At 73.9% G+C, this 23,038-nt stretch carries 23 protein-coding genes and 1 rRNA gene; 15 read left to right on the top strand and 9 right to left on the bottom strand.

Annotated elements, in window-relative coordinates; translation table 11 throughout:
- Positions 1–199: ribosomal RNA gene (locus GA0070213_RS20295) — 16S ribosomal RNA — on the bottom strand; the annotation flags it as partial.
- A gap of 608 nt (positions 200–807) precedes the next feature.
- Positions 808–2,091 (bottom strand): tyrosine--tRNA ligase, encoded by a 1,284-nt coding sequence (gene tyrS, locus GA0070213_RS20300; protein WP_091067651.1) that lies wholly within the window; start codon positions 2,089–2,091, stop codon positions 808–810.
- Between the two features lie 109 nt (positions 2,092–2,200).
- Here tyrS and GA0070213_RS20305 point away from each other — a divergent pair, with 109 nt between their 5' ends.
- The 4 genes from GA0070213_RS20305 to GA0070213_RS20320 all read left to right on the top strand — a co-directional run bounded on the left by GA0070213_RS20305 (position 2,201) and on the right by GA0070213_RS20320 (position 4,563).
- Complete coding sequence (locus tag GA0070213_RS20305; protein WP_175441427.1) at positions 2,201–2,584, top strand: PaaI family thioesterase; 384 nt, start codon at positions 2,201–2,203, stop codon at positions 2,582–2,584.
- Between the two features lie 71 nt (positions 2,585–2,655).
- Complete coding sequence (locus GA0070213_RS20310) at positions 2,656–3,882, top strand: NRAMP family divalent metal transporter (protein ID WP_091066934.1); 1,227 nt, start codon at positions 2,656–2,658, stop codon at positions 3,880–3,882.
- The gene (locus tag GA0070213_RS20315) at positions 3,879–4,259 is read left to right on the top strand and encodes a hypothetical protein (RefSeq protein ID WP_091066938.1); all 381 of its coding nucleotides are present in this window, start codon (positions 3,879–3,881) and stop codon (positions 4,257–4,259) included. The genes GA0070213_RS20310 and GA0070213_RS20315 overlap by 4 nt, the downstream gene beginning before the upstream one ends.
- Complete coding sequence (locus tag GA0070213_RS20320) at positions 4,246–4,563, top strand: hypothetical protein (RefSeq protein WP_091066941.1); 318 nt, start codon at positions 4,246–4,248, stop codon at positions 4,561–4,563. Before GA0070213_RS20315 ends, GA0070213_RS20320 begins: the two co-directional genes overlap by 14 nt.
- 82 nt (positions 4,564–4,645) lie before the next feature.
- Here the strand turns inward: GA0070213_RS20320 and GA0070213_RS20325 are convergent, their stop codons facing one another.
- Positions 4,646–6,007 (bottom strand): hemolysin family protein, encoded by a 1,362-nt coding sequence (locus GA0070213_RS20325; protein WP_091066945.1) that lies wholly within the window; start codon positions 6,005–6,007, stop codon positions 4,646–4,648.
- 188 nt (positions 6,008–6,195) lie between these two features.
- On the opposite strand from GA0070213_RS20325, the gene GA0070213_RS32555 reads away from it, so the two are divergent.
- Complete coding sequence (locus tag GA0070213_RS32555; RefSeq protein WP_217628642.1) at positions 6,196–6,810, top strand: TetR/AcrR family transcriptional regulator; 615 nt, start codon at positions 6,196–6,198, stop codon at positions 6,808–6,810.
- Positions 6,811–6,898: 88 nt separating this feature from the next.
- Entirely contained in the window at positions 6,899–8,407 is a 1,509-nt protein-coding gene (locus GA0070213_RS20335) for an FAD-dependent monooxygenase (RefSeq protein WP_281182310.1), read from the top strand.
- Positions 8,408–8,413: 6 nt separating this feature from the next.
- Here the strand turns inward: GA0070213_RS20335 and GA0070213_RS20340 are convergent, their stop codons facing one another.
- Positions 8,414–9,040: a YgjV family protein gene (locus GA0070213_RS20340; protein ID WP_091066954.1), complete on the bottom strand. Its 627-nt coding sequence runs from the start codon at positions 9,038–9,040 to the stop codon at positions 8,414–8,416.
- Positions 9,041–9,050: 10 nt separating this feature from the next.
- The gene (locus GA0070213_RS20345; protein ID WP_091066958.1) at positions 9,051–9,554 is read right to left on the bottom strand and encodes a GNAT family N-acetyltransferase; all 504 of its coding nucleotides are present in this window, start codon (positions 9,552–9,554) and stop codon (positions 9,051–9,053) included.
- A gap of 134 nt (positions 9,555–9,688) precedes the next feature.
- On the opposite strand from GA0070213_RS20345, the gene ppdK reads away from it, so the two are divergent.
- The 5 genes from ppdK (at position 9,689) to GA0070213_RS20370 (ending at position 16,356) form a co-directional block, all read left to right on the top strand.
- Positions 9,689–12,349 carry a pyruvate, phosphate dikinase gene (ppdK, locus tag GA0070213_RS20350; protein WP_091066968.1) on the top strand — a complete coding sequence of 887 codons (2,661 nt, stop codon included), beginning with the start codon at positions 9,689–9,691 and terminating at the stop codon, positions 12,347–12,349.
- Positions 12,350–12,361: 12 nt separating this feature from the next.
- Positions 12,362–12,808 (top strand): hypothetical protein, encoded by a 447-nt coding sequence (locus GA0070213_RS20355; RefSeq protein WP_091066971.1) that lies wholly within the window; start codon positions 12,362–12,364, stop codon positions 12,806–12,808.
- A 208-nt stretch (positions 12,809–13,016) separates the two neighbouring features.
- The gene (gene pflB / locus GA0070213_RS20360; RefSeq protein ID WP_139128704.1) at positions 13,017–15,275 is read left to right on the top strand and encodes a formate C-acetyltransferase; all 2,259 of its coding nucleotides are present in this window, start codon (positions 13,017–13,019) and stop codon (positions 15,273–15,275) included.
- Complete coding sequence (gene pflA / locus GA0070213_RS20365) at positions 15,272–16,045, top strand: pyruvate formate-lyase-activating protein (RefSeq protein WP_091066977.1); 774 nt, start codon at positions 15,272–15,274, stop codon at positions 16,043–16,045. Before pflB ends, pflA begins: the two co-directional genes overlap by 4 nt.
- Before the next feature lie 29 nt (positions 16,046–16,074).
- Complete coding sequence (locus GA0070213_RS20370; RefSeq protein ID WP_091066980.1) at positions 16,075–16,356, top strand: hypothetical protein; 282 nt, start codon at positions 16,075–16,077, stop codon at positions 16,354–16,356.
- A gap of 1 nt (position 16,357) precedes the next feature.
- Here the strand turns inward: GA0070213_RS20370 and GA0070213_RS20375 are convergent, their stop codons facing one another.
- Positions 16,358–16,828: a cyclic nucleotide-binding domain-containing protein gene (locus GA0070213_RS20375; RefSeq protein ID WP_091066984.1), complete on the bottom strand. Its 471-nt coding sequence runs from the start codon at positions 16,826–16,828 to the stop codon at positions 16,358–16,360.
- 139 nt (positions 16,829–16,967) lie between these two features.
- Between GA0070213_RS20375 and GA0070213_RS20380 the strand changes: the two genes are divergently transcribed.
- On the top strand, positions 16,968–17,852 hold the full coding sequence (locus tag GA0070213_RS20380) for a universal stress protein (RefSeq protein WP_091066987.1): 885 nt from the start codon (positions 16,968–16,970) through the stop codon (positions 17,850–17,852).
- A gap of 15 nt (positions 17,853–17,867) precedes the next feature.
- Here GA0070213_RS20380 and GA0070213_RS20385 read toward each other — a convergent pair whose 3' ends face one another.
- Positions 17,868–18,494 (bottom strand): CE1759 family FMN reductase, encoded by a 627-nt coding sequence (locus GA0070213_RS20385; RefSeq protein ID WP_091066991.1) that lies wholly within the window; start codon positions 18,492–18,494, stop codon positions 17,868–17,870.
- Positions 18,491–19,594, bottom strand: coding sequence for an LLM class flavin-dependent oxidoreductase (locus GA0070213_RS20390; protein WP_091066994.1), 1,104 nt, complete (start codon positions 19,592–19,594; stop codon positions 18,491–18,493). Before GA0070213_RS20390 ends, GA0070213_RS20385 begins: the two co-directional genes overlap by 4 nt.
- Positions 19,595–19,833: 239 nt before the next feature.
- Between GA0070213_RS20390 and GA0070213_RS20395 the strand changes: the two genes are divergently transcribed.
- The 3 genes from GA0070213_RS20395 to GA0070213_RS20405 all read left to right on the top strand — a co-directional run bounded on the left by GA0070213_RS20395 (position 19,834) and on the right by GA0070213_RS20405 (position 21,529).
- A complete protein-coding gene (locus tag GA0070213_RS20395; RefSeq protein WP_091066998.1) occupies positions 19,834–20,448 on the top strand; it encodes a DNA-3-methyladenine glycosylase in 615 nt (204 codons plus the stop codon).
- 223 nt (positions 20,449–20,671) lie between these two features.
- Positions 20,672–21,109 carry a DNA-binding protein gene (locus GA0070213_RS20400; protein WP_245716486.1) on the top strand — a complete coding sequence of 146 codons (438 nt, stop codon included), beginning with the start codon at positions 20,672–20,674 and terminating at the stop codon, positions 21,107–21,109.
- Positions 21,110–21,175: 66 nt separating this feature from the next.
- Positions 21,176–21,529, top strand: a complete 354-nt coding sequence (locus GA0070213_RS20405) for an MmcQ/YjbR family DNA-binding protein (RefSeq protein ID WP_091067003.1) — start codon at positions 21,176–21,178, stop codon at positions 21,527–21,529.
- A 40-nt stretch (positions 21,530–21,569) separates the two neighbouring features.
- Here GA0070213_RS20405 and argH read toward each other — a convergent pair whose 3' ends face one another.
- Positions 21,570–23,033: an argininosuccinate lyase gene (gene argH, locus GA0070213_RS20410; protein ID WP_091067007.1), complete on the bottom strand. Its 1,464-nt coding sequence runs from the start codon at positions 23,031–23,033 to the stop codon at positions 21,570–21,572.
- Positions 23,034–23,038 lie beyond the last annotated feature (5 nt).

The raw sequence follows: 23,038 nt of genomic DNA on the forward strand, positions 1-23,038 counted from the left end.
CACCACACACCATGCGACATGTGGTCATATTCGGTATTAGCCCCGGTTTCCCGGGGTTATCCCAAAGCCTAGGGCAGGTTGCTCACGTGTTACTCACCCGTTCGCCGCTCGAGTACCCCGAAGGGCCTTTCCGCTCGACTTGCATGTGTTAAGCACGCCGCCAGCGTTCGTCCTGAGCCAGGATCAAACTCTCCAACAAAAACTTTGTCGGACACAATGTCCTGGCAACAAAAGTGTTGCCAAAGGAATCCCAACCAGACAGACCAAAGCCTGACCAGTCCGGGGTATAAAACAATTGGCACTGGCTTATCAAGCACCCTGTTGAGTTCTCAAAGAACAACCACACACCACACCGGAAACCCCACCAGGAGGCCCCCGACCCGGGGTATCTCGTCCACATCCCCGCCGCTCTCGCGCCGGGCACTTTTACTACGTTACCCGCTGGTTTCTGCCGTGTCAAACCGGTGTTTCCCGGTTTGTCGTGCATCACCCTTTTGCCGGGCACACCGCGCAGCATCCGACTCGCGCCGGTAGCTTCGAGGATTTCGGCAGGACGGCCGATCGCGGTTTCCCGCTGGCCCGTCCGTTTCCCTGCCGGCCGATAACCTTACCCGGTCGGTTCCGCCTCTCCAAATCCGCCTCCCGGCGGATCCGGGGGCACCGCCCGCGTCCCAGGTCCTGCGCTCCGGCCGCTCAGGTCTTTCGCCCTGTTCGTCCGTTCCGCGCTGGCAGAGAGAAAGTTACGCGCCCGGCGGATTGATCGTCAAATCCGCCGGGCGCGTCCCGCATCACATCGTCGACAGTCGACTATTCGCCCAGCTCAACGCCCGCGAACGACCGCTTGCCCCGGCGCAGCACGAGATAGCGCCCGTGCAGCAGGTCCACCGCGGAGACCGTCGCGTCCACCTCGGTGACGCGGGTGTTGTTGACGTAGGCGCCACCCTCGGCGATCACCCGCCGGGCCTCCTTCATGCTCGGCACCAGGCCCGACTCCTTGAGCAGGCCGGCGACGTCCGGCAGCTCGCCGACGCGGACCAGCCCGGCCTCGGTGAGCGCCGCCCGCAGCGTCTCCGGCGCGAGGTCGTCGAGCGCTCCCCGGCCGAACAGCGCCTGACTGGCCGCCACCGCCTGCGCCGTCTCGCGCTCGCCGTGCACCAGCGCGGTCAGCTCCTCCGCCAGGGCCCGCTGGGCGGTGCGCGCCTGGGGGCGTTCCGCGGTGGCCTTCTCCAGCTCCTCCAGCTCCTCGCGGGAGCGGAAGCTGAAGTAGCGCAGGTAGCGGGTGACGTCGCGGTCGTCCGCGTTGAGCCAGAACTGGTAAAAGGCGTACGGGCTGGTCATCTCCGGGTCGAGCCAGACCGCGCCGGTCTCGCTCTTGCCGAACTTGGTGCCGTCCGACTTGGTGACCAGGGGGGTGGTGAACGCCTGCACCGGTCCGGCGCCGCGCCGGCGCACGTAGTCCACCCCGGCGGTGATGTTGCCCCACTGGTCGGAGCCGCCGTACTGGAGCTGGCAGCCGTGCCGGCGGTGCAGCTCGAAGAAGTCGTTGGCCTGGAGCAGCTGGTAGCTGAACTCGGTGTAGCTGATGCCGCTCTCCAGCCGGGCCTTGACCACCTCGCGGGCCAGCATCTTGTTCACCGGGAAATGCTTGCCCACGTCCCGGAGGAACTCCACCACCGACATCTCGCCGGTCCAGTCCAGGTTGTTGACCATCTGCGCCGCGTTGTCGCCGGTGTAGGTGACGAACGGCGAGAGCTGGTCCCGGATGCGCCGGACCCAGCCGGCGATGACCTCCGGCGGGTTGAGCGTCCGCTCGGCGCTCTCCTTCGGGTCACCGATCTGGCCGGTGGCACCGCCGACCAGCAGGAGCGGCCGGTGCCCGGCGAGCTGGAGCCGGCGGGCCATGACGACCTGCATGAGGTTGCCGACGTGCAGGCTGGGGGCGGTCGGGTCGAAGCCCACATAGAACGTGGCGCTCGGGCCGTCGAGCAGCGCGCGCAGCTCGTCGGGGCCGGTCGAGTCCTGGATCAGGCCCCGCCACAGCAGGTCTTCGGTCAGGGAGTCCCGCCCCTGCGGGAGGTTGCTGTCGGTCACGGTCACCCATTCTCCCCCATCCCCGGCCCGGGGCCGTACCGGGTTTGCCGGCACCGCCCGCCGACTAGGCTGGCGGCTCCGCCGAGCGCGAGGAGGAACGACGGTGGAGATGCCGGACCTGACCGGGGGCTTCGCGGCCCTGCTGGGGCTGACGTTCGACGAGGTCGGCGGTGACCGGGTGGTGATCCGCTGGCAGGTCCGCCCGGAGCTGCTGCAGCCGTACGGGATCCAGCACGGCGGGGTCTACTGCTCGGTGGTGGAGACGGTGGCCAGTGTCGGCGGCGCGCTCTGGCTGGGCGACCGGGGCACCGTGGTCGGGGTGTCGAACCAGACCGACTTCCTGCGTGCGGTGCGCGACGGCGAGCTGACCGCGGTCGGCACGCCGGTGCACCGGGGCCGCAGCCAGCAGTTGTGGCTGGTGGAGATCACCGACGGCGACGCCCGGCTGGTGGCCCGCGGGCAGGTGCGGTTGCAGAACCTCACCGCCGGCTGAGGCATTCGCCCGAAACCGGGCGCTGACGCCGATATCGTCGCGTCGATGAGGCCACCCGTTCCCGACCCGACGTGAGGAAGCTCCTCGCCGCCACCCTGGGCGTGCTGTCGGCCATCGGCGGGTTCGTCGACATCGGCGACCTGGTGGCGGCCAGTCAGGCCGGCGCGCTGTTCGGCATGGCCCACGCCTGGGTGCTGCTGGTCGGCGTGGTGGGCATCTGCGCGTACGCCGACATGGCCGGCCGGATCGCGGCGGTGAGCGGCCGGGCGGTGTTCGACCTGGTCCGGGAGCGGCTGGGCCCGCGGGTGGCGCTGCTCAACCTGGTCGCGTCGTGGCTGGTCACGGTGGTCACGCTGGCCGCGGAGCTGGGCGGGGTGGCGCTGGCGCTGCACCTGGCCACCGGGGTGAGCCACCTGCTCTGGGTGCCGCTGGCCGCGCTGGCGGTCTGGCTGGTGCTGTGGCGGATGCGGTTCGAGCTGATGGAGCGCGTCTTCGGCCTGGCCGGGCTGGCGCTGCTGGTCTTCGCGGTCGCGCTGGTGGCGTTGCCGACCGACTGGGCGGAACTCGGGCAGGGCGCCTGGCAGGTCAGCTCCGCCGGGCACGGGTGGCCGCTGTACTGGTTCGTGGCGGTCGCCCTGTTCGCCTCCACGGTCAGCCCGTACGAGGTCTTCTTCTTCTCCTCCGGTGGGGTGGAGGAGCGCTGGGGCGCGGCGGACCTGGCGCGGGCCCGGTCGAACGTGTTGATCGGCTTTCCGGTCGGTGGGTTCCTGGCGCTGTCGCTGATCGCCGTGGCGACGGTGGCCTACCACCCGTCCGACGCGTCCCTGGGCTCGCTCGGCGAGGTGGCCCGGCCGGTGGCGACCGCGCTCGGCGGTGCCGGCCTGGCCGCCGCCGTGCTGGCGTTCTTCGCGGTGACGTTCGGCGCGGCGCTGGAGACCGGGCTGTCCGCGGCGTACGCGGCGGCGCAGTACTTCGGTTGGCAGTGGGGTAAGCGGGTCAGCCCCCGCGAGGCCGCCCGGTTCCACAGCGTCCTGCTGGTCGGGTTGCTGCTCGGTGTGGTGATGCTGATGACGACCGTTGACCCGGTGCGGTTGACCGAGTACATGCTGGTGCTGAGCGCGGTGGTGCTGCCGCTGACCTACCTGCCGATCCTGGTGGTGGCGAACGACCGCACCTACCTCGGTGACCGGGTCAACGGGTGGTGGAACAACCTGCTCGGCGCGGTGTTCCTGCTGCTCATCGTCGCCGCCTCGGTGGCGGCGATCCCGCTGGCGATCGTGACGGGGATGGGGCGATGAGGGTCCAGCTCGCCAGGCAGCTGCTCGACCGGCAGATCGTCGACGTCGAGGGTCGGCTCGTCGGGCGGGTCGACGACGTCGCGTTCGCGGTGGACGACGAGGGCTACCCGTACGTGGACGGGCTGCTCACCGGTCAGGGCGCGCTCGGGCAGCGGATCGGCGGGCGGATCGGGCGGCTGCTGGTGGCGGTCGCCGACCGGTTCACCGACGATCCGCCGGTGCCGCCGTTGCGCGTGCCGCTGGCGGCCGTGGCCCGGGTGGACAGCGCGGTGCGGCTGCGGTGCCGGGCGGCGGACCTGCCGCCGTCACCGGTGGAGACGTGGTTGCGCCGGCACCTGATCGAGCGGATCCCGGGGTCGTACCGTGCGAGCGGGTGAGCTGCTCGGACGCACCGCGTACGACCTGCACGGGCGGCGGTTGGGCCGGGTGGTGGACGTGGTCGTGCGCGGTGGCTGGCCGCCGGAGCGGCTGCGGGTCACCGACGTGATCGTGGCCGGTCACTGGTGGACCCGGGTGACCAGCCGGTTGATCGGGCCGGAGCTGCACCCGGCCGGGCCATGGCTGCTGCGGGCGGTCGCCCGGCTGATCGGGCGCAGCACCCACCAGGTGCCCGCCGACGCGGTGCGGCTGCACCCGCCGGTGCCCGGCTTCCCGTTCGGGCCGCCCGCCGGCCGGCGTTGAGTCCGCTCGGCCCGGCTCACCCTTCGCGCCCGCGCCAGGCGTCGCCGAACGGTCGGGCGACGACCGTTTCGGCGCGCTGTCGTCAGCGGCGCGCGTCGTCGAGTTCCGGGGTGTCCGCCGAGTCGGCGGGATCGACGTCGGCCGCGTCGTCGTCGCCGTCGGTCCGCTCGCGGCGGGGGCGCCGCCGGATGTGCACCTCGGTGATCGCGCGCTGGTCGACGCCGGCGACCGACAGCTCCCAGCCGTCGACGGTGACCTGCTCCCCCGCCACGGTCGGGATGTGCCCGAGGCAGATCAGCACCAGCCCGGCGACAGTGGTGTAGTCGCCGGCCGGCCGGTTGGGCAGCTCCACCCCGAGGTCGGTGAGGTCGTGCACCGGGAAGGTGCCGGGCAGCACCAGGGTGCCGTCCGCCTCGGTGCGGACCGCCTGCAGGTCCCGGTCGGTCTCGTCGTAGATCTCGCCGACGATCTCCTCGAGGATGTCCTCCAGCGTCACGATCCCGTCGACCGCGCCGCGCTCGTCCACCACCAGGGCGATGTGCTGCCGCTCGGCCTTGAACTGGCGCAGCGCGTCGACCACGGGCAGCGAGTCGGGCAGCAGCATGGGTGGGCGGGCGATCTCGTCGACCGGCCGGTCGTCGGGGACGCCGACCAGGTCGCGCAGGTGGATGACGCCGACGGCGTCGTCCAGGCCGCCGTGGCGGACCACGGGCGCCCGGGAGTGGCCGGTCGCCGCGAGGACGAGCCGCGCGGCGTCCGCGGTGGTGCCGCTGTCGAGCGTGAAGACCTGCAACCGGGGTACGAGGACCGCACGCAACTGCCGGTCGGCGATCTCCACCGCGCCGGCGATGATCGTGCGCTGTTCCTTGGTGAAGCCGTGGTTCCCGGCCACGATGTCGCGCAGTTCGTCGGGGCCGATCTCGTCCGGCTCGTGCTTCGGGTCGAGGCCGAAGAGGCGGACCACCATGTCGCTGGTGGCGCCGAGCAGCCAGACCGCCGGGCGGGTCACGCTGGCCAGCACGTCGAGCGGCCGGGCCACGAGCAGCGCCCACCGCTCGGCGGACTGCATGGCGATGCGCTTGGGCGCCAGCTCGCCGAAGACCAGCGTGACGAACGTGAGCACCAGGGTGACGGCGACGATGGCGACCGTCTCGGCGGCGTTGCCGAACACCCCGAGCAGCGGTACGAGCGGGCGGGCCAGGGACACCGCCGCCGCGGCGGAGGCGAGGAAGCCGGCGAGGGTGATGCCGATCTGGATGGTGGCCAGGAAGCGGTTCGGGTCCTTGGCCAGGCGGGCCAGGGTCCGGCCGGCGCGGCTGCTGCGTTCCAGCCGTTGCAGTTGGCTGTCCCGCAGCGAGACCAGGGCCATCTCGCTGCCGGCGAAGGCCGCGTTGACGATCACCAGCACACCGACCAGGGCCAACTGGCTCCAGTAGCTCTGCACGAGCGGTTCTCTCCCTCGGGCCCGATCCGGGTCGGCCAATGGCCGACTCGCCGGCCGGCAGATCCGGTCGGCGTGGCCCCTCTGTGCCCCGCCGGCGCGTGCCTGAATCCTGTGTACACACTGAGGTCACCAGAAAACTGCGTGGCACGCATCTTTGCGTGCCACGCATTTTTCGCTACGGTGGGGAGGTGAGCGGACTGCGGGAGCGCAAGAAGGCCGCGACCCGGGCGGCACTGAGCTGGGCCGCCATCCGGCTGACCGTGGCCCGCGGCTACGACGCGGTGCTGGTGGAGGACATCGCCCGGGCCGCCGGGGTGTCTCCCCGCACGTTCAACAACTACTTCGCCAGCAAGGCCGAGGCGATCGCGGCAAGGCACCTGGACCGCAGCCGCCGGGTGGCGGACGCGCTGCGGGCCCGCCCGGCCGGTGAGCCGCTCTGGACCGCGGTCGAGGCGGCGGTCCTCTTCGCGTGGGCGCCGGGCCCCGAGGTCGAGCAGTCACCCCCGGACGCCCACGACGAGTGGGTCGCCGGGCTGCGGGTGATGCTCGCCGAACCGGCCCTGCAGGGCGAGATGTTGCGGGCCGGCGCGCTCGCCGAGGCCGAGCTGGCCGAGGCGGTCGCCGCACGCACCGGCACCGACCCCGCCCACGACCTCTACCCGCACCTGGTGGCCGCCGCGGTCGGCGCGGCCGCCGGCGCGGCGACGCGACACTTCCTCCGCGCCGACCGGCCGGAGCCGGTGCACCGGATGCTCTCCGACGCGCTGACCCAACTCGCCGCCGGCCTGCCGCCGCCGCGCTGACGTGACCCACCGTGAGAAGGGGCCCCTTCTCTACCCGAGGCGTTGACAAGGGGCCCCGCCTTCGGTCCTGGAGGATGTTGTGATCGACGTGCTGATTGTCGGGGCCGGCCCGAACGGGCTGATGCTCGCCGCCGAGCTGGCGCTCGCCGGGGTCCGGCCGGTGGTCTGCGACCGGCTGGCCGCGCCGACCACCGAGAACCGGGCCAACGGGCTGGTCGGCCAGGTGGTCCGGATGCTCGACCGGCGCGGCCTGCACCAGCGCCTCACCGGCGACACCGCGCCGCCGCGGCCGGCACCCGAATTCGTCTTCGGTGCGCTGCCGCTGGACCTGCGCGGCGTCGCGGACAATCCGCTGCACGGCCTGCCGGTCCCGCAACGGCAGATCGAACGGGTGCTCGCCGACCGCGCCGCCGAGTTGGGCGTACCGATCCGCCGGGGATGCGAGGTGACCGGGCTGCGGCAGCGCGCCGACGCGGTGGAGGTCCGTTTCGCCGACGGGACCACTGTCACCTGCCGGTACCTGGTCGGCGCGGACGGCGGGCGCAGCACGGTCCGCAAGCTCGCCGGGATCGCCTTCCCCGGCGTGACCACCGACCGGTCCGTCTCGCGTACCGCCCAGGTCGCTGTGCCGGCGGAGGCGATCGACCCGGTCACCGGCGGCCTCGCCGTTCCCGGCCACCGGGTCGTCGGCCCGTTCCGGCACACCCGCACCGAGCGCGGGCTGATCGTCTGGGCGCCGTTCCCGGACCGACCGCCGCTGGTCAGCACCACCGAGTGGCCGGACGCGCCGGGGCCGGACGCGCCGATGACGCTCGCCGAGATGCGGGCCAGCGTGGCCCGGGTGCTCGGCGTCGAGGTGCCGCTCGACCCGCCCGCCGGCACCGGGCCGCACGTGCTGCGTCGCCTGGTCGGCGGCAACACCCGGCTGGCCGAGCGCTACCGCGACGGCCGGGTGCTGCTGCTCGGCGACGCCGCCCACGTGCACTCCGCGATCGGCGGCCCGGGGCTCAACCTGGGTCTGCAGGACGCGGTGAACCTCGGCTGGAAGCTGGCCGCCGAGGTGCGCGGCCGGGCCCCGGACGGACTGCTCGACACCTACGAGGCGGAGCGCCGCCCGGCGGCCCGGCGGGTCACCGTGTCGACCCAGGCCCAGACCGCGTTGATCGCCCCGGGAAGCGAGGTCACCGCGCTGCGGGAACTCGTCGGCGAGTTGCTCGCCCGGCCGGAGAACGCCGCGCACGTGGCCGCGCTGATGGCCGGCGCGGACGTCCGCTACGACCCGGGACCGGACGGGCCACCGGTCGGCACCTGGGCGCCGGACCTGGTGGTGCACGGCGACGCCGGGCCGGTGCGGCTGGCCGAACTGACCCGCGACGCGCGCCCGCTGCTGCTCGACGGCACCGGCACCCTCGGCCCGGCGGCCGCGCCGTGGCGGGACCGGGTGGACGTGATCGGCGGGCGGCTGGCCGGGACCTCGTCGACCGCGCTGCTGCTGCGGCCGGACTGCTATCTGGCCTGGGCCTCCGCCGACGACGCCCCGGACTCCGACGGGCTGCGCGCGGCGCTCACCCGCTGGTTCGGCCCGCCCCGGACCTGACCGGGCTCAGGCCGGCTCGGGCAGGTCGAGCACGTACGCCCCGCCCTCCGGGCGGAAGCCGAGCCGCTGGTAGTAGGGGGCGACCATGCCCGGCGGGCTGACCACCCGGCGGAAGCCCCGGTCGGTGAAGAGCCGGCTGCGCCGGTAGACGAACTCGCCGGGGGTGAAGTCGCGGAACGGCGGGGTCACGTAGTCCAGGTCGATCTGGGCGACCCCGCCGGCCTCGGCGTGCGACACCATCACGCCGACCACCTCGTCGGAGCGCACCACCAGGAACGCCGACCGGTCGGCGGCGGTCGGGTCCCACCGGAAGGCCGGGTTGAACCGGGCGATGTCGGCCGCGTGCACCCGCAGGGTGTGGGCCAGGAACGCGTCGCCGGTGCCCACCTCCACCACCTGGTAGGTCTGCTCGTCGTGCCGGGTCGCCAGCATCTTGCGCAGGTACCACACGTTGATCACGGCGAGCACCACGTTCAGCCCGACCATCGGCCAGACGTGCACCGCGGCGTTGTAGCCAATCAGGATCAGGCAGCCGACCAGGTTGAGCGCGCGCAGCCGCAGGATGCGCGTCTGCAGCAGGGACCAGACCAGCAGCGCGGAGCCGGCCCAGCCGACGAGTTCCAGCCAGTTCACCCCGGGGAGACTAGTGGTCGCCCTGGTCAGTCGCCTCGGCGGGCAGCTCCAGCACCCACTCCTCGACCTCGACGCCGCGGCCGACGGCGAATCCCGAGTCCTCGCCGACCACGACGAAGCCGCACTTGCGCAACACCGCGAGGGAGGCGCCATTGTCCTTCGCGGCGCGGGCGTGCACCGGCCGCTGCCGCACCTCGCGCAGCAGCGCGGTGAGCCCGGCGGTGGCGTAGCCGCGCCCCCAACGCTCCGGGTTGATCCAGTAGCTGACCTCGGTCTGCTCGTCGACCGGGAACGCCGCCACGTGCCCGACCACCTCGCCGCCGGCGACGATCGTGCGGTTGACGATGCGCTCGTCGGCACGGATGCGCGCCCAGTGCGCGTCGAACGCGGCCCGGTCCGACGGGTCCTTCGGGCCGAACGCGGCCATCCAGTTGGCCTGCGGGTCCTGCTCGTGGGCGAAGAAGGCGGGCAGGTCGTCGTCGCGTACCGGACGGAGTTCCACCTCGGGGGTCACGGCCGAGACCCTACGCGGACCCACCGACACCGGACGGGACCTCCGGCCCGGCCGGTGCCCCGGTCGGCCCTGCCGGCCCGGCCGGCCACGCCGGTACGAAGAAGGAGGAACGACGCAGTCGAGGAGGCCGGACCATGCCGAGGTACGTCTACGACTTCATCGAGGGTGACCGGAACCGGGCCGACCTGCTCGGCGGCAAGGGCGCCAACCTGGCCGAGATGACCCGGCTCGGGCTGCCGGTGCCACCCGGGTTCACCGTGACCACCGACGCGTGCCGCGCCTACCTGGCCACCGGCACCCCACCGGACGGGCTGTACGAGGAGATCAACGCGCACCTGCGCGAGGTCGAGGCGCGGCTGGGCCGGCGGCTCGGCGACCCCGGTGACCCGCTGCTGCTCGCGGTGCGCTCCGGCGGCCGGTACTCGATGCCGGGGATGATGGAGACGATCCTCGACATCGGGCTCAACGACGCGACGGTGGCCGGGCTGGCCGCGCACGCCGGCGACGAGCGCTTCGCCTGGGACTCGTACCGCCGGTTGATCCAGATGTTCGGTCGCACCGTGCACGGCGTCCCGGCCGAGGAGTTCGAGCACGAGCTGGCCGCGGTGCGGGCCACCGCCGGGCCGGGCGGGCCGAGCGCCGGGCAGCTGCGCGACCTGGTGGACACGTACAAGAAGATCTTCGCCCGGCACGTCGGGCACGACTTCCCGCAGGCCCCGCACGAGCAGCTCTTCCTCGCCGTCCGGGCGGTCTTCTCCTCCTGGCGCTCGGAGCGGGCCCGGGTCTACCGGCGGCAGGAACGGATCCCGGACGACCTGGGCACCGCGGTCACCGTGATGGCGATGGTGTTCGGCAACCTCGGCCCGGACTCCGGCACCGGGGTGGCGTTCACCCGCGACCCGGCCACCGGCGTGCCCGGCGTCTACGGCGACTACCTGACCGACGCCCAGGGCGAGGACGTGGTGGCCGGGATCCGCAACACGGTGCCGCTGACCGAGCTGGCCCGGCTGGACCCGACGAGCTACCACCGGCTCCGGCAGATCATGGCGACGCTGGAGCGGCACTACCGCGACCTGTGCGACGTCGAGTTCACCATCGAGCGCGGCCGGCTGTGGATGCTGCAGACCCGGGTCGGCAAGCGCACCGCCGCCGCCGCGTTCGTGATCGCCGCGCAGCTCGCCGAGGAAGGGGTGATCACCGCCGACGAGGCGCTGACCCGGGTCACCGGGGCGCAGCTCGCCCAGCTCATGTTCCCGGCGTTCGACGCCGCCGCCGCGCCCGAACCGCTCGCCGTCGGGGTCGGCGCCTCGCCGGGCGCCGCGGTCGGCCGGGTGGTCTTCGACTCCGCGGCCGCGGCGGCGGCCGACGGACCGGTGATCCTGGTCCGGCCGGAGACCAACCCCGATGACCTGCCCGGCATGATCGCCGCGGCCGGCGTGCTCACCTCGCGCGGCGGGAAGACGTCGCACGCCGCAGTGGTGGCCCGGGGCATGGGCCGGACCTGCGTGTGCGGGGCCGACGCGCTGCGCATCGACGGTGAGCGCGGCGAGTTCACCGTCGGCGACCGGGTGGTGCGGGCCGGCGACCTGATCTCGATCGACGGCGCCACCGGGCGGGTCTGGCTCGGCGAGGTGCCGGTGCAGCCGTCCCCGGTGGCCCGCTACCTCGCCGGTGAGCTGCGACCCGAGTCCGACCCGCTGACCGCCGCCGTGCACCGGCTGCTCGCGCACGCGGACGCGGTGCGGACGCTCGGCGTCCGGGCCAACGCCGACACCCCGGACGACGCCCGCCGGGCCCGCCGGCTCGGCGCCGCCGGCATCGGGCTGTGCCGGACCGAGCACATGTTCCTCGGCGAGCGCCGGGAGCTCGTCGAGCGGCTGATCCTGGCCGACGGGCCGGCGGAGACCGCCGCCGCGCTGGACGCGCTGCTGCCGTTGCAGCGGGCCGACTTCGTCGGGCTGCTCGCCGCGATGGACGGGCTGCCGGTGACGGTCCGGCTGCTCGACCCGCCGCTGCACGAGTTCCTGCCCCCGCTGGCGGAGCTGACCGCCCGGGTGGCCGCCGCGCGGGCGCGCGGCGCGGACCCGGGCCGCGACGCCACGCTGCTGGCCGCGGTGCGCCGGATGCACGAGGCGAACCCGATGCTCGGGCTGCGGGGCGTACGACTGGGACTGGTGGTGCCGGGGCTGTTCGCCATGCAGGTGCGGGCGTTGGCCGAGGCGGCCGCCCAGCGGGCCCACGCCGGCGGCGATCCCCGGCCGGAGATCATGGTGCCGCTGGTCGGGGACGTGCGGGAACTCGTCGCCGTGGCCGATGAGGCACGCCGCGTGCTGGCCGAGGTGGACGGTGCGCCGGAGATCCCGATCGGCACCATGGTCGAGACGCCCCGGGCCGCGCTGACCGCCGGGGAGATCGCCGTGGAGGCCCGGTTCTTCTCCCTCGGCACCAACGACCTGACGCAGACCACCTGGGCGTTCTCCCGCGACGACGTGGAGGGGTCGTTCTTCCCCGCGTACCTGGCCCGGGGGATCTTCCCGGTCTCGCCGTTCGAGAGCCTCGACGTCACCGGGGTGGGGCGACTGGTCCAGCTGGCCGTCGCGGAGGGGCGGGCCGCCCGCCCGGAGCTGACCGTCGGGGTCTGCGGCGAGCACGGTGGCGACCCCGACTCGATCGCGTTCTTCGCCGCGGCCGGACTCGACTACGTCTCCTGCTCGCCGTACCGGTTGCCGGTGGCGCGGCTGGCCGCCGGCCGGGCCGCGGTCGAGGCCGGCACCGACTCGTCCGACTCCCGATAGGAGGGCAGCGCCATGACCGCCATCTTCAACCCGACCGGGCTGAACACCGTACCCCCGGTTCCCCGGCCCGCGACCCCCGCCGGCGCGGCGACCCCGGCCCCGGCGGACCCCGGGCCGGTCGGCCCGGTGCTGGAGCTGCCCGGCGCACCGGACGCCGCGCTGGTGCCGGTGACCGTCAAGGGCCGCCCGGTGGGCGCGTTCGTCCTGGTCGGCGGCGAGGTCCGCTACCGGCGGGTGGTCGACCCGGACCAGCTCGTCGCGGCCGCCACCGGCGCGTTCGCGGTGGCCGCCCTCACCGCCGCCGTGGCCGTCTGGTCCCGCCGCCGCCCACCCGCGGTCGGCACCGTGACGATGGGCCCCGGCGGTTGGCTGAGCCTGCGCGGCCTGCCGGCCCCCCACCCCGACCACCGCCCCTGGTGGGCCCGCCTCCTGCGCGCCCACCCCCTCCCCCGCACCTGACCCGCCCCTCTCGTGCCGATCATGAAGTTGGCGGCGATGTCGATCTCCGATCCTGCCGCCAACTTCATGGTCGACACGTCGCTCGGGGCGGGGGTGGGGGGCGGGGGGCAGGGCGGGGGGCAGGGGCGGAGGTCCTGGGGAAGCGGATCGTGCGGCACTGCCCGGGGTGGGGTGGAGGGCGGAAGGCTCGGGGGTGAAGGGGACGACGATGGGAGTGGACATGGGCGGCAACCAGCGCGTCGTGGATCCGTGGCGAGGATTTCGGGACGGGGCGTGGCGCGAGACGGTCGACGTCGCGGACTTCGTCAGGCGCAACCACGAGCCGTACATCGGGGACGCGTCGTTCCTCACCGGACCGACCGCGCGGACCCTCGCCGTGTGGAACCGGCTGCGGGAGATGTTCCCGGAGGAGCGGCGGCGCGGCGTGTACGACGTGGACGCGGCCACCCCGTCCACCATCACCTCGCACGCGCCCGGCTACGTCGACCGGGAGCGGGAGCTGATCGTCGGGCTGCAGACCGACGCGCCGCTGCGCCGCGCGATCATGCCGGCCGGCGGGCTGCGGATGGTGGAGACCGCGCTGCGGGCGTACGGGCGCGAACCCGACCCGCGGGTGCACGAGATCTTCACCCGCCACCGCCGGACCCACAACGACGCCGTCTTCGACGCGTACCCGGAGGCGGTGCTGGCGGCCCGGCGCTCGCACGTGATCACCGGCCTGCCGGACGCCTACGGGCGGGGCCGGATCATCGGCGACTACCGCCGGGTGGCGCTGTACGGGGTGGACCGGCTGATCGCCGAGCGCCGGGCCCACCGGGCGGCGCTGGACGGCCGGCGCAGCACCGACGACGTGATCCGCGACCGGGAGGAGCTGGCCGAGCAGATCCGCGCGCTCGGCGAGCTGAAGGAGATGGCCGCCACCTACGGCTTCGACATCTCCCGCCCCGCCGCGACCGGCCGGCAGGCGATCCAGTGGCTCTACTTCGCCTACCTGGCGGCCACCAAGGAACAGAACGGCGCCGCCATGTCGCTCGGGCGCACCGCCGGTTTCGTCGACGTCTACCTGCGGCGGGACATCGACGAGGGCCGGCTGGACGAGACCGGCGCGCAGGAGCTGGTCGACGATTTCGTGATCAAGCTGCGGATCGTCCGCTTCCTGCGCACCCCCGAGTACGACCAGCTCTTCTCCGGCGACCCGACCTGGGTCACCGAGTCGCTCGGCGGGATGGGCGCGGACGGCCGGCCGCTGGTCACCCGCACCACGTTCCGCTACCTCCAGACGCTCTACAACCTGGGGCCGGCGCCCGAGCCCAACCTGACCGTGCTCTGGTCGCCCCGGGTGCCCGACGGGTTCAAGCGGTTCTGCGCCCAGGTGTCGCTGGACACCAGCGCCATCCAGTACGAGAACGACGAGCTGATCCGGCCCGCGTACGACGACGACACCGCGATCGCCTGCTGCGTGTCGGCCATGCGGGTCGGCCGGGACATGCAGTTCTTCGGCGCCCGCGCGAACCTGGCGAAGGCGCTGCTCTACGCGATCAACGGCGGCCGGGACGAGCTGACCGGCGAGCAGGTGGCCCCGCCGCGCACGCCGGTCGGCGGCGAGACGCTCGCCTACGACGAGGTGCTCGCGGCGTACGACCGGACGCTGGACTGGCTGGCCGAGACGTACGTGGACGCGCTCAACGTGATCCACCACCAGCACGACAGGTACGCGTACGAGCGGCTGGAGATGGCGCTGCACGACCACCCGGTGCGCCGCTTCATGGCCACCGGCGTCGCCGGCCTCTCGGTCGCCGTGGACAGCCTCTCGGCCATCCGGTACGGCCGGGTCAAGGTGCTGCGCGACGAGACCGGGCTGGCCGTCGACTACGCGGTCGAGGGCGAGTTCCCGACCTACGGCAACGACGACGACCGGGCCGACGAGATCGCCGTCCGGCTGGTCGAGACGTTCGCGGCGAAGCTGCGCCGCCAGCGCACCTACCGCGACGCCGAGCTGACCATGTCGGTGCTCACCATCACGTCGAACGTGGTCTACGGCAGGCACACCGGCAACACCCCGGACGGCCGGCGGGCCGGCGAGCCGTTCGCGCCCGGGGCGAACCCGATGAACGGGCGGGACACCCACGGCCTGGTCGCCTCCGCGCTGTCGGTGGCGAAACTGCCGTACGACGCGGCCCGCGACGGCATCTCGCTGACCGGCACGGTCACCCCGGACGGCCTGGGCCACACCCGCGCGGAACGGATCGCCAACCTGGCCGGGGTGCTCGACGGCTACACCGACGCCGGCGGGTTCCACCTCAACGTCAACGTGCTGGACCGGGCGACGCTGCTCGACGCGATGGCCCACCCGGAGCGCTATCCGCAACTCACCGTCCGGGTCTCCGGATACGCGGTGAACTTCGTCCGGCTCACGCCCGAGCAGCAGCGGGACGTGGTGTCCCGGACGTTCCACGGGTCGCTGTGACCGGCCGGACCCCGGCGGCGCCGAGGTCGGCGCCGCCGGTCCCGGACGGGTCGGTGCACTCCTGGGACACGTCGATCGGGGTGGACGGGCCGGGCACCCGCCTCGTGGTGTTCCTCGCCGGCTGCCCGCTGCGCTGCCGCTACTGCCACAGCCCGGACACCTGGTACGGCCGCAGCGGCCGGCGCCGCACTGTCGACGAGATGGTCGCCCTGGCCGCGCGGTACCGCCGGTTCCTGCGGGTCGCCGGCGGCGGCGTCACGGTCAGCGGCGGCGAGCCGCTGCTCCAACCGGCGTTCACCCGGGAGCTGCTGCGCCGCTGCCACGCGCTCGGCCTGCACACCGCGCTGGACACCTCCGGGTTCCTCGGCGACCGCGCCGACGACGCCCTGCTCGACGCCACCGACCTGGTGCTGCTGGACGTGAAGGCGGGCAGCCCCGCGACGTACCGCCGGGTCACCGGCACCGGACGGCTCGCGCCGACGCTGCGCTTCGCCCGCCGGCTGGCCGAGCGGGGCACGCCGATGTGGATCCGGTACGTGCTGGTGCCGGGCCTGACCGACGCCGCCGACGAGGTGGCCCGGGTGGCCGACGTGACCGCCGGACTCACCGGCGTGCGACGGGTCGAGGTGCTGCCGTTCCACCGGCTCGGCGCGCACAAGTACGCCGAGCTGGGCCTGGCCTTCCCGCTGGCGGACACCGCGCCGCCGGACGCGGAGCTGCTGGCCCGGGTGCGCGGGCAGTTCGCCGCCCGGGGTCTGACGGTCACCTGAGGCGGCGCGGGCCGCACTAGCATGGGGTCATGTCGACACCACGGCTACGCCGTCGCCGGGCCTCGCCCGTCCGGGCCCGGCTCGCGAGCGCGACCGGCGCGCAGGCCACCGGGGCACAGGCCACCGGCGCCCGGGCGCTCGGTGCCACGGCCGTGGGCGCGCTGGCCCTGGGCGCGTTCGCGCTCGGCGCGGTGTCGGTGGGCGCGCTAGTGATCGGCCGGCTGGCGGTGCGCCGCGCGGTGATCCGCGAGCTGCGCATCGGCCGGCTCGAGGTGGACGAGCTGGTCGTCCGGCACGGCGACCGGGGATGAGTCAGCTCGCCGCGCTCGTCGGATAGCCGTAGAGGTCGAGCAGGCGCACCCGGGACGCCTGGAGACGGTCCACCACCACGCTCATGAACCGGGCGGTGAGCTGCCGACCCAGCGTGTCGTCGGACTCCATCAACCGCCGCACCCCCTCCGCGTCGAACTCGACCGCGGTGCTGCGCAGCGTGGCCACCGCGCCGAACTGCCAGCGGTAGGGCGGGAAGAGCCAGGACCAGCCGAGCACCCCGCCGGCGCCGATCGTCTCGATGCCCACGTCCCCGCGGCCGGGGACCGGGAAGTCCAACGCCACCTGACCGCCCCGGACCAGCCAGAACCGCTCGGCCGGCTGGCCGGCGCGAAACAGCCGGTGCCCCGGGTGCCAGGCCACCGGGCGGGCGTAGCCGGTGAGTCGGGGCAGCCACCCGTCTGGCAGTCCGGCCAGGAACGGGTGCACACGCAGCATCTCCAGCGGGGTCATCACGCCTCCACGGATCGGCGGCAGGAAGCCGTGGTTCCATCCCACCCGCTCCGGTGCCGGCGCGGCAGGGCCGATGGTCCCGGCCCGGGGCTACGGGAGAGGCCACAATGGGGCGAGCCGACCGGAGGGGACGCAGCCGATGAACCGACCCGTCGTGGCGGGGGTGGACGGATCGCCGTCCAGCCTGACCGCCGCCGACCAGGCCGCCGCGGTCGCCGTGGCCCGCTCCCGGCCGCTGCTGCTGGTGCACGGCTACCTGCACCCGCTCGGCTACGGCGTGCCGCTCAATCCGTACGACCTCGGGGTGCCGGCGCCGACCGAGGAGGCGGAGAAGATGCTCGAACGGGTCGCCGCCGACCTGACCGACCGGCACCCCGGGCTGCGGGTGGCGGTGCGGCAGGTCGCCGGCGGCCCGGGCGCGGCGCTGGTGGAGGAGTCGCGGCGGGCCGAGCTGGTGGTGGTGGGCAGCCGGGGCGTGGGCGGCTTCGCCGGGCTGCTGCTCGGGTCGGTGGGCGGGCAGCTCGCCCAGCACGGGCACTGCCCGGTGCTCGTCGTCCGCCCCGAGGAACAGCCGATCCCGGTCGACGGTCCGGTGCTGGTGGGCGTGGACGGCTCCGACGCGGCGGCGTACGCCGTCGACCTCGCCGCGGACGAGGCCGCCCGCCGCGACGTCGAGCTGGTGCTGACGCACGTGCGCGCGCCGGAGCGCGGGGCGGCGGCGCCGGAGGTGGCGGCCGAGGCGAGCACCGCCGAGCGGGCCGAGGCGGCCGAGCTGCTGGGCGTCGCCGCCGCGCGCGTCCGGGCAGCGCACCCCGGGCTGCGGGTGACCGAACGCGCCGAGGTCGCCGCGTCCCCGGAGACCGCGCTGCGGGAGGCGAGCGCGCAGGCGTCGCTGGTGGTGGTCGGCTCGCGGGGCCGGGGTGGCTTCGCCGGGATGCTGCTCGGCTCGGTCAGCCAGGCCCTGGTGCAGCACGCCCACTGCCCGGTGCTGATCGCCCACCGGCCGGAGCCGGCCGACGACTGAGCCCGACGCCCCGGATCAGGACGGGGCGCGGCCGGCGAGCAGGTCGGCGAAGTCGGTGGTGAGGGCGAACGGGTCGACCGGACCGGTCGCCGGCGGGCGGCGGTCCACCTGCTCGGCCAGCTCGGCGGCGGCCCGGCGGATCCGGGCCCGCAGCGGGCTGTCGCCGTCGTCGCCGGCCCAGTCCTCCGGTGCCGCGAACACCGCCGTCGGCAGCGTCACCGCCCGCAGGTACGTGAACATCGGCCGGACCGCGTGCTCCAGCGCCAGCGAGTGCCGGGCGGTGCCGCCGGTCGCACCGAGCAGCACCGGCGTGCCGGCCAGCGCGTCCCGGTCCACCACGTCGAAGAACGACTTGAACAGCCCGTTGTAGGACGCGTTGAAGATCGGCGTGACGGCGATCAGCCCGTCGGCCGCCGCCACGGCGTCCAGCGTCTCGCGCAGGGCGGCCGGCGCGAAGCCGGTGAGCAGGTGGTTGACCACGTCGTGGGCGTGCTCGCGCAGGTCCACCGGGCGCAGGTCGACGTCCGCGCCGCGCCCGGCCAACTCGCCGCGGGCGGCCGCGGCGAGCTGGTCGGCGAGCAGGCGGGTGGACGAGGGCTGGCCGAGACCGGCCGAGACGACCACGAGGGTACGCCGGGTCATCGCTTCTCCTCCTCGGTGGTCGTGCCGGCCTCGCGGGCGGCGAGCAGGCTGGCGTGGGTGGGCGCCTCGGGCACGTGCGCCGGACGCATCGAGTCGAACTCCTTGCGCAGCACCGGAACCACCTCCTCGCCGAGCAGGTCGAGCTGCTCCAGCACCGTCTTCAGCGGCAGGCCGGCGTGGTCCATCAGGAAGAGCTGCCGCTGGTAGTCACCGACGTACTCGCGGAAGCCCAGCGTGCGGTCGATGACCTGCTGCGGGCTGCCGACGGTCAGCGGCGTCTCCCGGGTGAAGTCCTCCAGCGACGGGCCGTGCCCGTAGACCGGCGCGTTGTCGAAGTAGGGCCGGAACTCGCGTACCGCGTCCTGCGAGTTGCGGCGCATGAAGACCTGCCCGCCCAGGCCGACGATCGCCTGCTCGGGCGTGCCGTGGCCGTAGTGCGCCCAGCGCTGGCGGTAGAGGCCGACCATCCGCTGGGTGTGCTCCTTGGGCCAGAAGATGTGGTTGGCGAAGAAGCCGTCGCCGTAGTAGGCGGCCTGCTCGGCGATCTCCGGGCTGCGGATCGAGCCGTGCCAGACGAACGGCGGCACGCCGTCGAGCGGGCGCGGCGTCGAGGTGAACGACTGCAGCGGCGTGCGGAACTTGCCCTTCCAGTCGACCACGTCCTCGCGCCACAGCCGGTGCAGCAGGTCGTAGTTCTCGATGGCGAGCGGGATGCCGTTGCGGATGTCCTGCCCGAACCACGGGTAGACCGGGCCGGTGTTGCCGCGCCCCATCATCAGGTCCACCCGGCCGTCGGCCAGGTGCTGGAGCATCGCGTAGTCCTCGGCGATCTTCACCGGGTCGTTGGTGGTGATCAGCGTGGTCGAGGTGGAGAGCAGCAGGCGCTCGGTGCGTGCCGCGATCCAGCCGAGCATGGTGGTCGGCGACGACGGCACGAACGGCGGGTTGTGGTGCTCGCCGGTGGCGAAGACGTCCAGGCCGACCTCTTCGGCCTTGAGCGCGATGGTGGTCATGGCCTTGATCCGGTCACGCTCGGACGGCAGCCGCCCGGTGGTCGGGTCGACGGTGACGTCACCGACGGTGAAGATTCCGAACTGCATGACCAGCTCCTCGGGGTGAGATCCGGACCGGTCGGCCCGGCATCGTCCCGCACAACCTATTTGACGAGTCAACTATTCCGCCGCCCGGCACCCCCAGCGTGGCCCGGCTCACCCCGACCACGATGCGTCGATCTTGCAGTTGCGGCCCCCGCGATGTCTTGTTCGTCCCGTTGTCGGAGGGCCGAAACTGCAAGATCGCGGAGGGACGGAACCGGGTTCGGCGACTAGCCTTGCCGGCCATGACGTACCCCTGGCTCGACGCGCCGGCCGCGGACGTCGCGGCGACCGCGCGGACCCTGCTCGGCTGGACCGTCTCGGCGAACGGCGTACGGATCCGGCTGACCGAGGTCGAGGCGTACGCGGGCACCGGGGAGGATCCGGCGTCGCACGCCCACCGGGGGCCGACCCCGCGCAACCGGGTGATGTTCGGGCCGGCCGGGCACGTCTACGTGTACTTCGTGTTCGGCATGCACTGGTGCGCGAACATCGTCTGCGGTCGCGACGGCGAGGCGGCAGCCGTGCTGCTGCGCGCCGGCGAGGTGGTCGACGGAATCGGGACCGCGCGGGAGCGGCGCCCCCGGGCCTCGGACCGGGACCTGGCCCGGGGGCCGGCCCGGCTGGTCACCGCGCTCGGGCTCGATCGCGACGCCAACGGCACCTCGGCCGTCGACGGCACCGGACCGCTGCTCCTGACCCCGCCGGCGGACCCGGTCGACCCGGCGCGGATCGCCGCCGGCCCCCGCGTCGGCGTCGCCGCGGCGCACGACCTGCCGTGGCGCTTCTGGCTGGCCGACGAGCCGAGCGTGAGCGTCTACCGCCGGCACACCCCGCGCCCCCGACCCACGCCGCGTTGACCCCCGCACCCGCACCGTCGATCAAGGCGTTTGTGTCGGGGAAGGCGCCACGGGCGACGCGAACTCCTTGATCACCCGGCCCCGGGCGGGCGGGGGCGGGACCGGTGGGGAGGGTTCGGCAACCGGGGCGTCGTGCCGGCACGTCTCACAGGGGAGAACCCGGGCTTTGGCGTACGAATGACTTTCAACGAGGTGTTGACAACATGCCATTCCCGGGTGTCTGATGGACGGCATGGTCACCGTGGACAACGACCCGTTCGCCGCTCCGGATGCTGCCCAGGCCCGGGCCCACCGCAACTACGCGGCGCTGCTGCGGATCGCCGAGCGGCACGCCGGCACCAACTCCCGCCGTCGGCGCTACGCGCACCCCGACGTGCCCGAGGCCTACGAGGCGGCCACGCTGGTGATGGCGCTCGCCGGCGGCGCTGCCGAGCTGGACGCGGGCGAGGAACCGGTCGACCAGGCCGACCTGATGGCCGCGCTGACCCTGATTCCGCACGTGCGGGCCGAGGTGGACGTGCTGGAGGCCGGGCTGCTCCAGGTGGCCCGGGGCCGGGGCATGACCTGGCAGGCGATCGCCTTCGGGCTGGGCCTCGGCAGCGCCCAGGCCGCCCGGCAGCGCTTCGAGCGCCTCACCGTGCGCACCGGCACCGGCGACTGAGCCCGCTCGCCCCTGTCACAGCCGCGGGCGAGACTGTGCCGGACGACGACGGCACGGGAGGACGCGATGACGCGCGACGAGATGCTGGCCTACTGCCTGGCGAAGCCGGGCGCCTGGCTGGACCGCCCCTGGGAGGGCGACGAGGTGGTGAAGGTGGGCAGCCGGATCTTCGCGTTCCTCGGCTCCCCTGACGGCGAGGCGCGGCTCGGCGTCAAGTGCGGGCCGTCCCGGGAGGTGGCCGACGAGTGGCTTCACCGGTTCCCCGACGACGCCCGGCCCTCGCCCTACATCGGCCGGTCCGGGTGGAACACGCTGCGCCTGACCGGCGGCATCCCCGACGACGAGCTGGTCGACGCGGCCGACGGGTCGTACGACGCGGTGGTGGCCAAGCTCCCGAAGCGGGAGCGGCCGACGGTGTGAGCCCCGCGCGGCGGCCGGGCCACCACGCGGGGCGTGCGGGTCAGCGGGGCACGACCTGCTCGGCGGCCCAGTCCCGCCAGCCGGCCAGCCGGTCCGCGGCGGCGGCGAGCTGGTCGGCGACCGGCCCGGGCCCGGTCGAACCCGGGGTGGTACGGGCGGCGAGCGCCGAGCGCACCGAGAGCACGTCGCGCACCGACGGGTCCAGGTGCTCGCTCACCGCGGCCAGGTCGGTGTCGGACACCTCGTCCAGCGCGCAGTCGCGGGCCGCGCAGAGCGCCACCAGCCGGCCGGTGATCTCGTGCGCGTCGCGGAACGGCACGTGACGCCGGACCAGCCAGTCGGCGACCTCGGTGGCCAGCGAGAAGCCCGAGGGCGCGGTGGCCGCGAGCCGGTCCACCCGGACCGTCATCGTGGAGATCATCCCGGCCAGCGCGGGCAGCAGCAGCTCCAGCGTGTCGACAGCGTCGAACGCCGGCTCCTTGTCCTCCTGCATGTCCCGGTCGTAGGTCATCGGCAGGCCCTTGAGCATGGTGAGCACGCTCATCAGACCGCCGACCAACCGGCCGGACTTGCCCCGGGCCAGCTCGGCGATGTCCGCGTTCTTCTTCTGCGGCATGATCGACGAGCCGGTGGCGAACGAGTCGTCCAGCTCGACCCAGCCGAACTCCTGCGACGTCCAGAGCACCACCTCCTCGCCGAGGCGGGACAGGTGCACGCCGGTCAGCGCGGTGACGAAGAGGAACTCGGCCACGAAGTCCCGGTCGGCCACCGCGTCCATCGAGTTGGCGAACGAGGTGCGGAAGCCCAGCTCCTTAGCGACCGCCACCGGGTCCAGCGGCAGCCCGGAGCCGGCCAGCGCGCCGGCGCCGAGCGGGCTGATCGCCGTCCGCTCGTCCCAGTCACGCAGCCGCTCCAGGTCGCGCAGCAGCGGCTGCACGTGCGCCAGCAGCCAGTGCCCGAACGTCACCGGCTGCGCGTGCTGCAGGTGGGTCATGCCGGGCGCGGCGGTGTCCACGTGCCGCTCCGCCTGCTCGACGAGCGCCTCGGCCAGCTCGACCAGCCGGGCGGCCACGCCCCGGGCGTGGTCGCGCAGATAGAGCCGCAGGTCGGTGGCGACCTGGTCGTTGCGGGACCGGCCGGCGCGCAGCTTGCCGCCCAGGCTGCCCAGCCGCTCCAGCAGGCCGCGCTCCAGGGCGGTGTGCACATCCTCGTCGTCCACGGTGGGGCGGAACGCGCCGGAGGCGCAGGCGGCCTCCAGGTCGTCCAGCGCGGCCAGCATCCGCCCCAGCTCGTCGGGGTCGAGCAGGCCGGCGCCGGCGAGGACCCGGGCGTGCGCCCGGGACCCGGCGATGTCGTACGGGGCGAGGCGCCAGTCGAACTGGACGCTCACCGACAGCCGCGCGAGCGCCTCGGCGGGGCCGCCGGCGAACCGGCCTCCCCAGAGGCTCGTCCGGTTGGTGGCGGCGCTGTTCTCGGTCAGGCTCTTGTCGTCCACCCCACCCATTGTGC

Origin of the sequence: Micromonospora humi, assembly GCF_900090105.1 — a bacterium.
GTDB lineage: Bacteria > Actinomycetota > Actinomycetes > Mycobacteriales > Micromonosporaceae > Micromonospora > Micromonospora humi.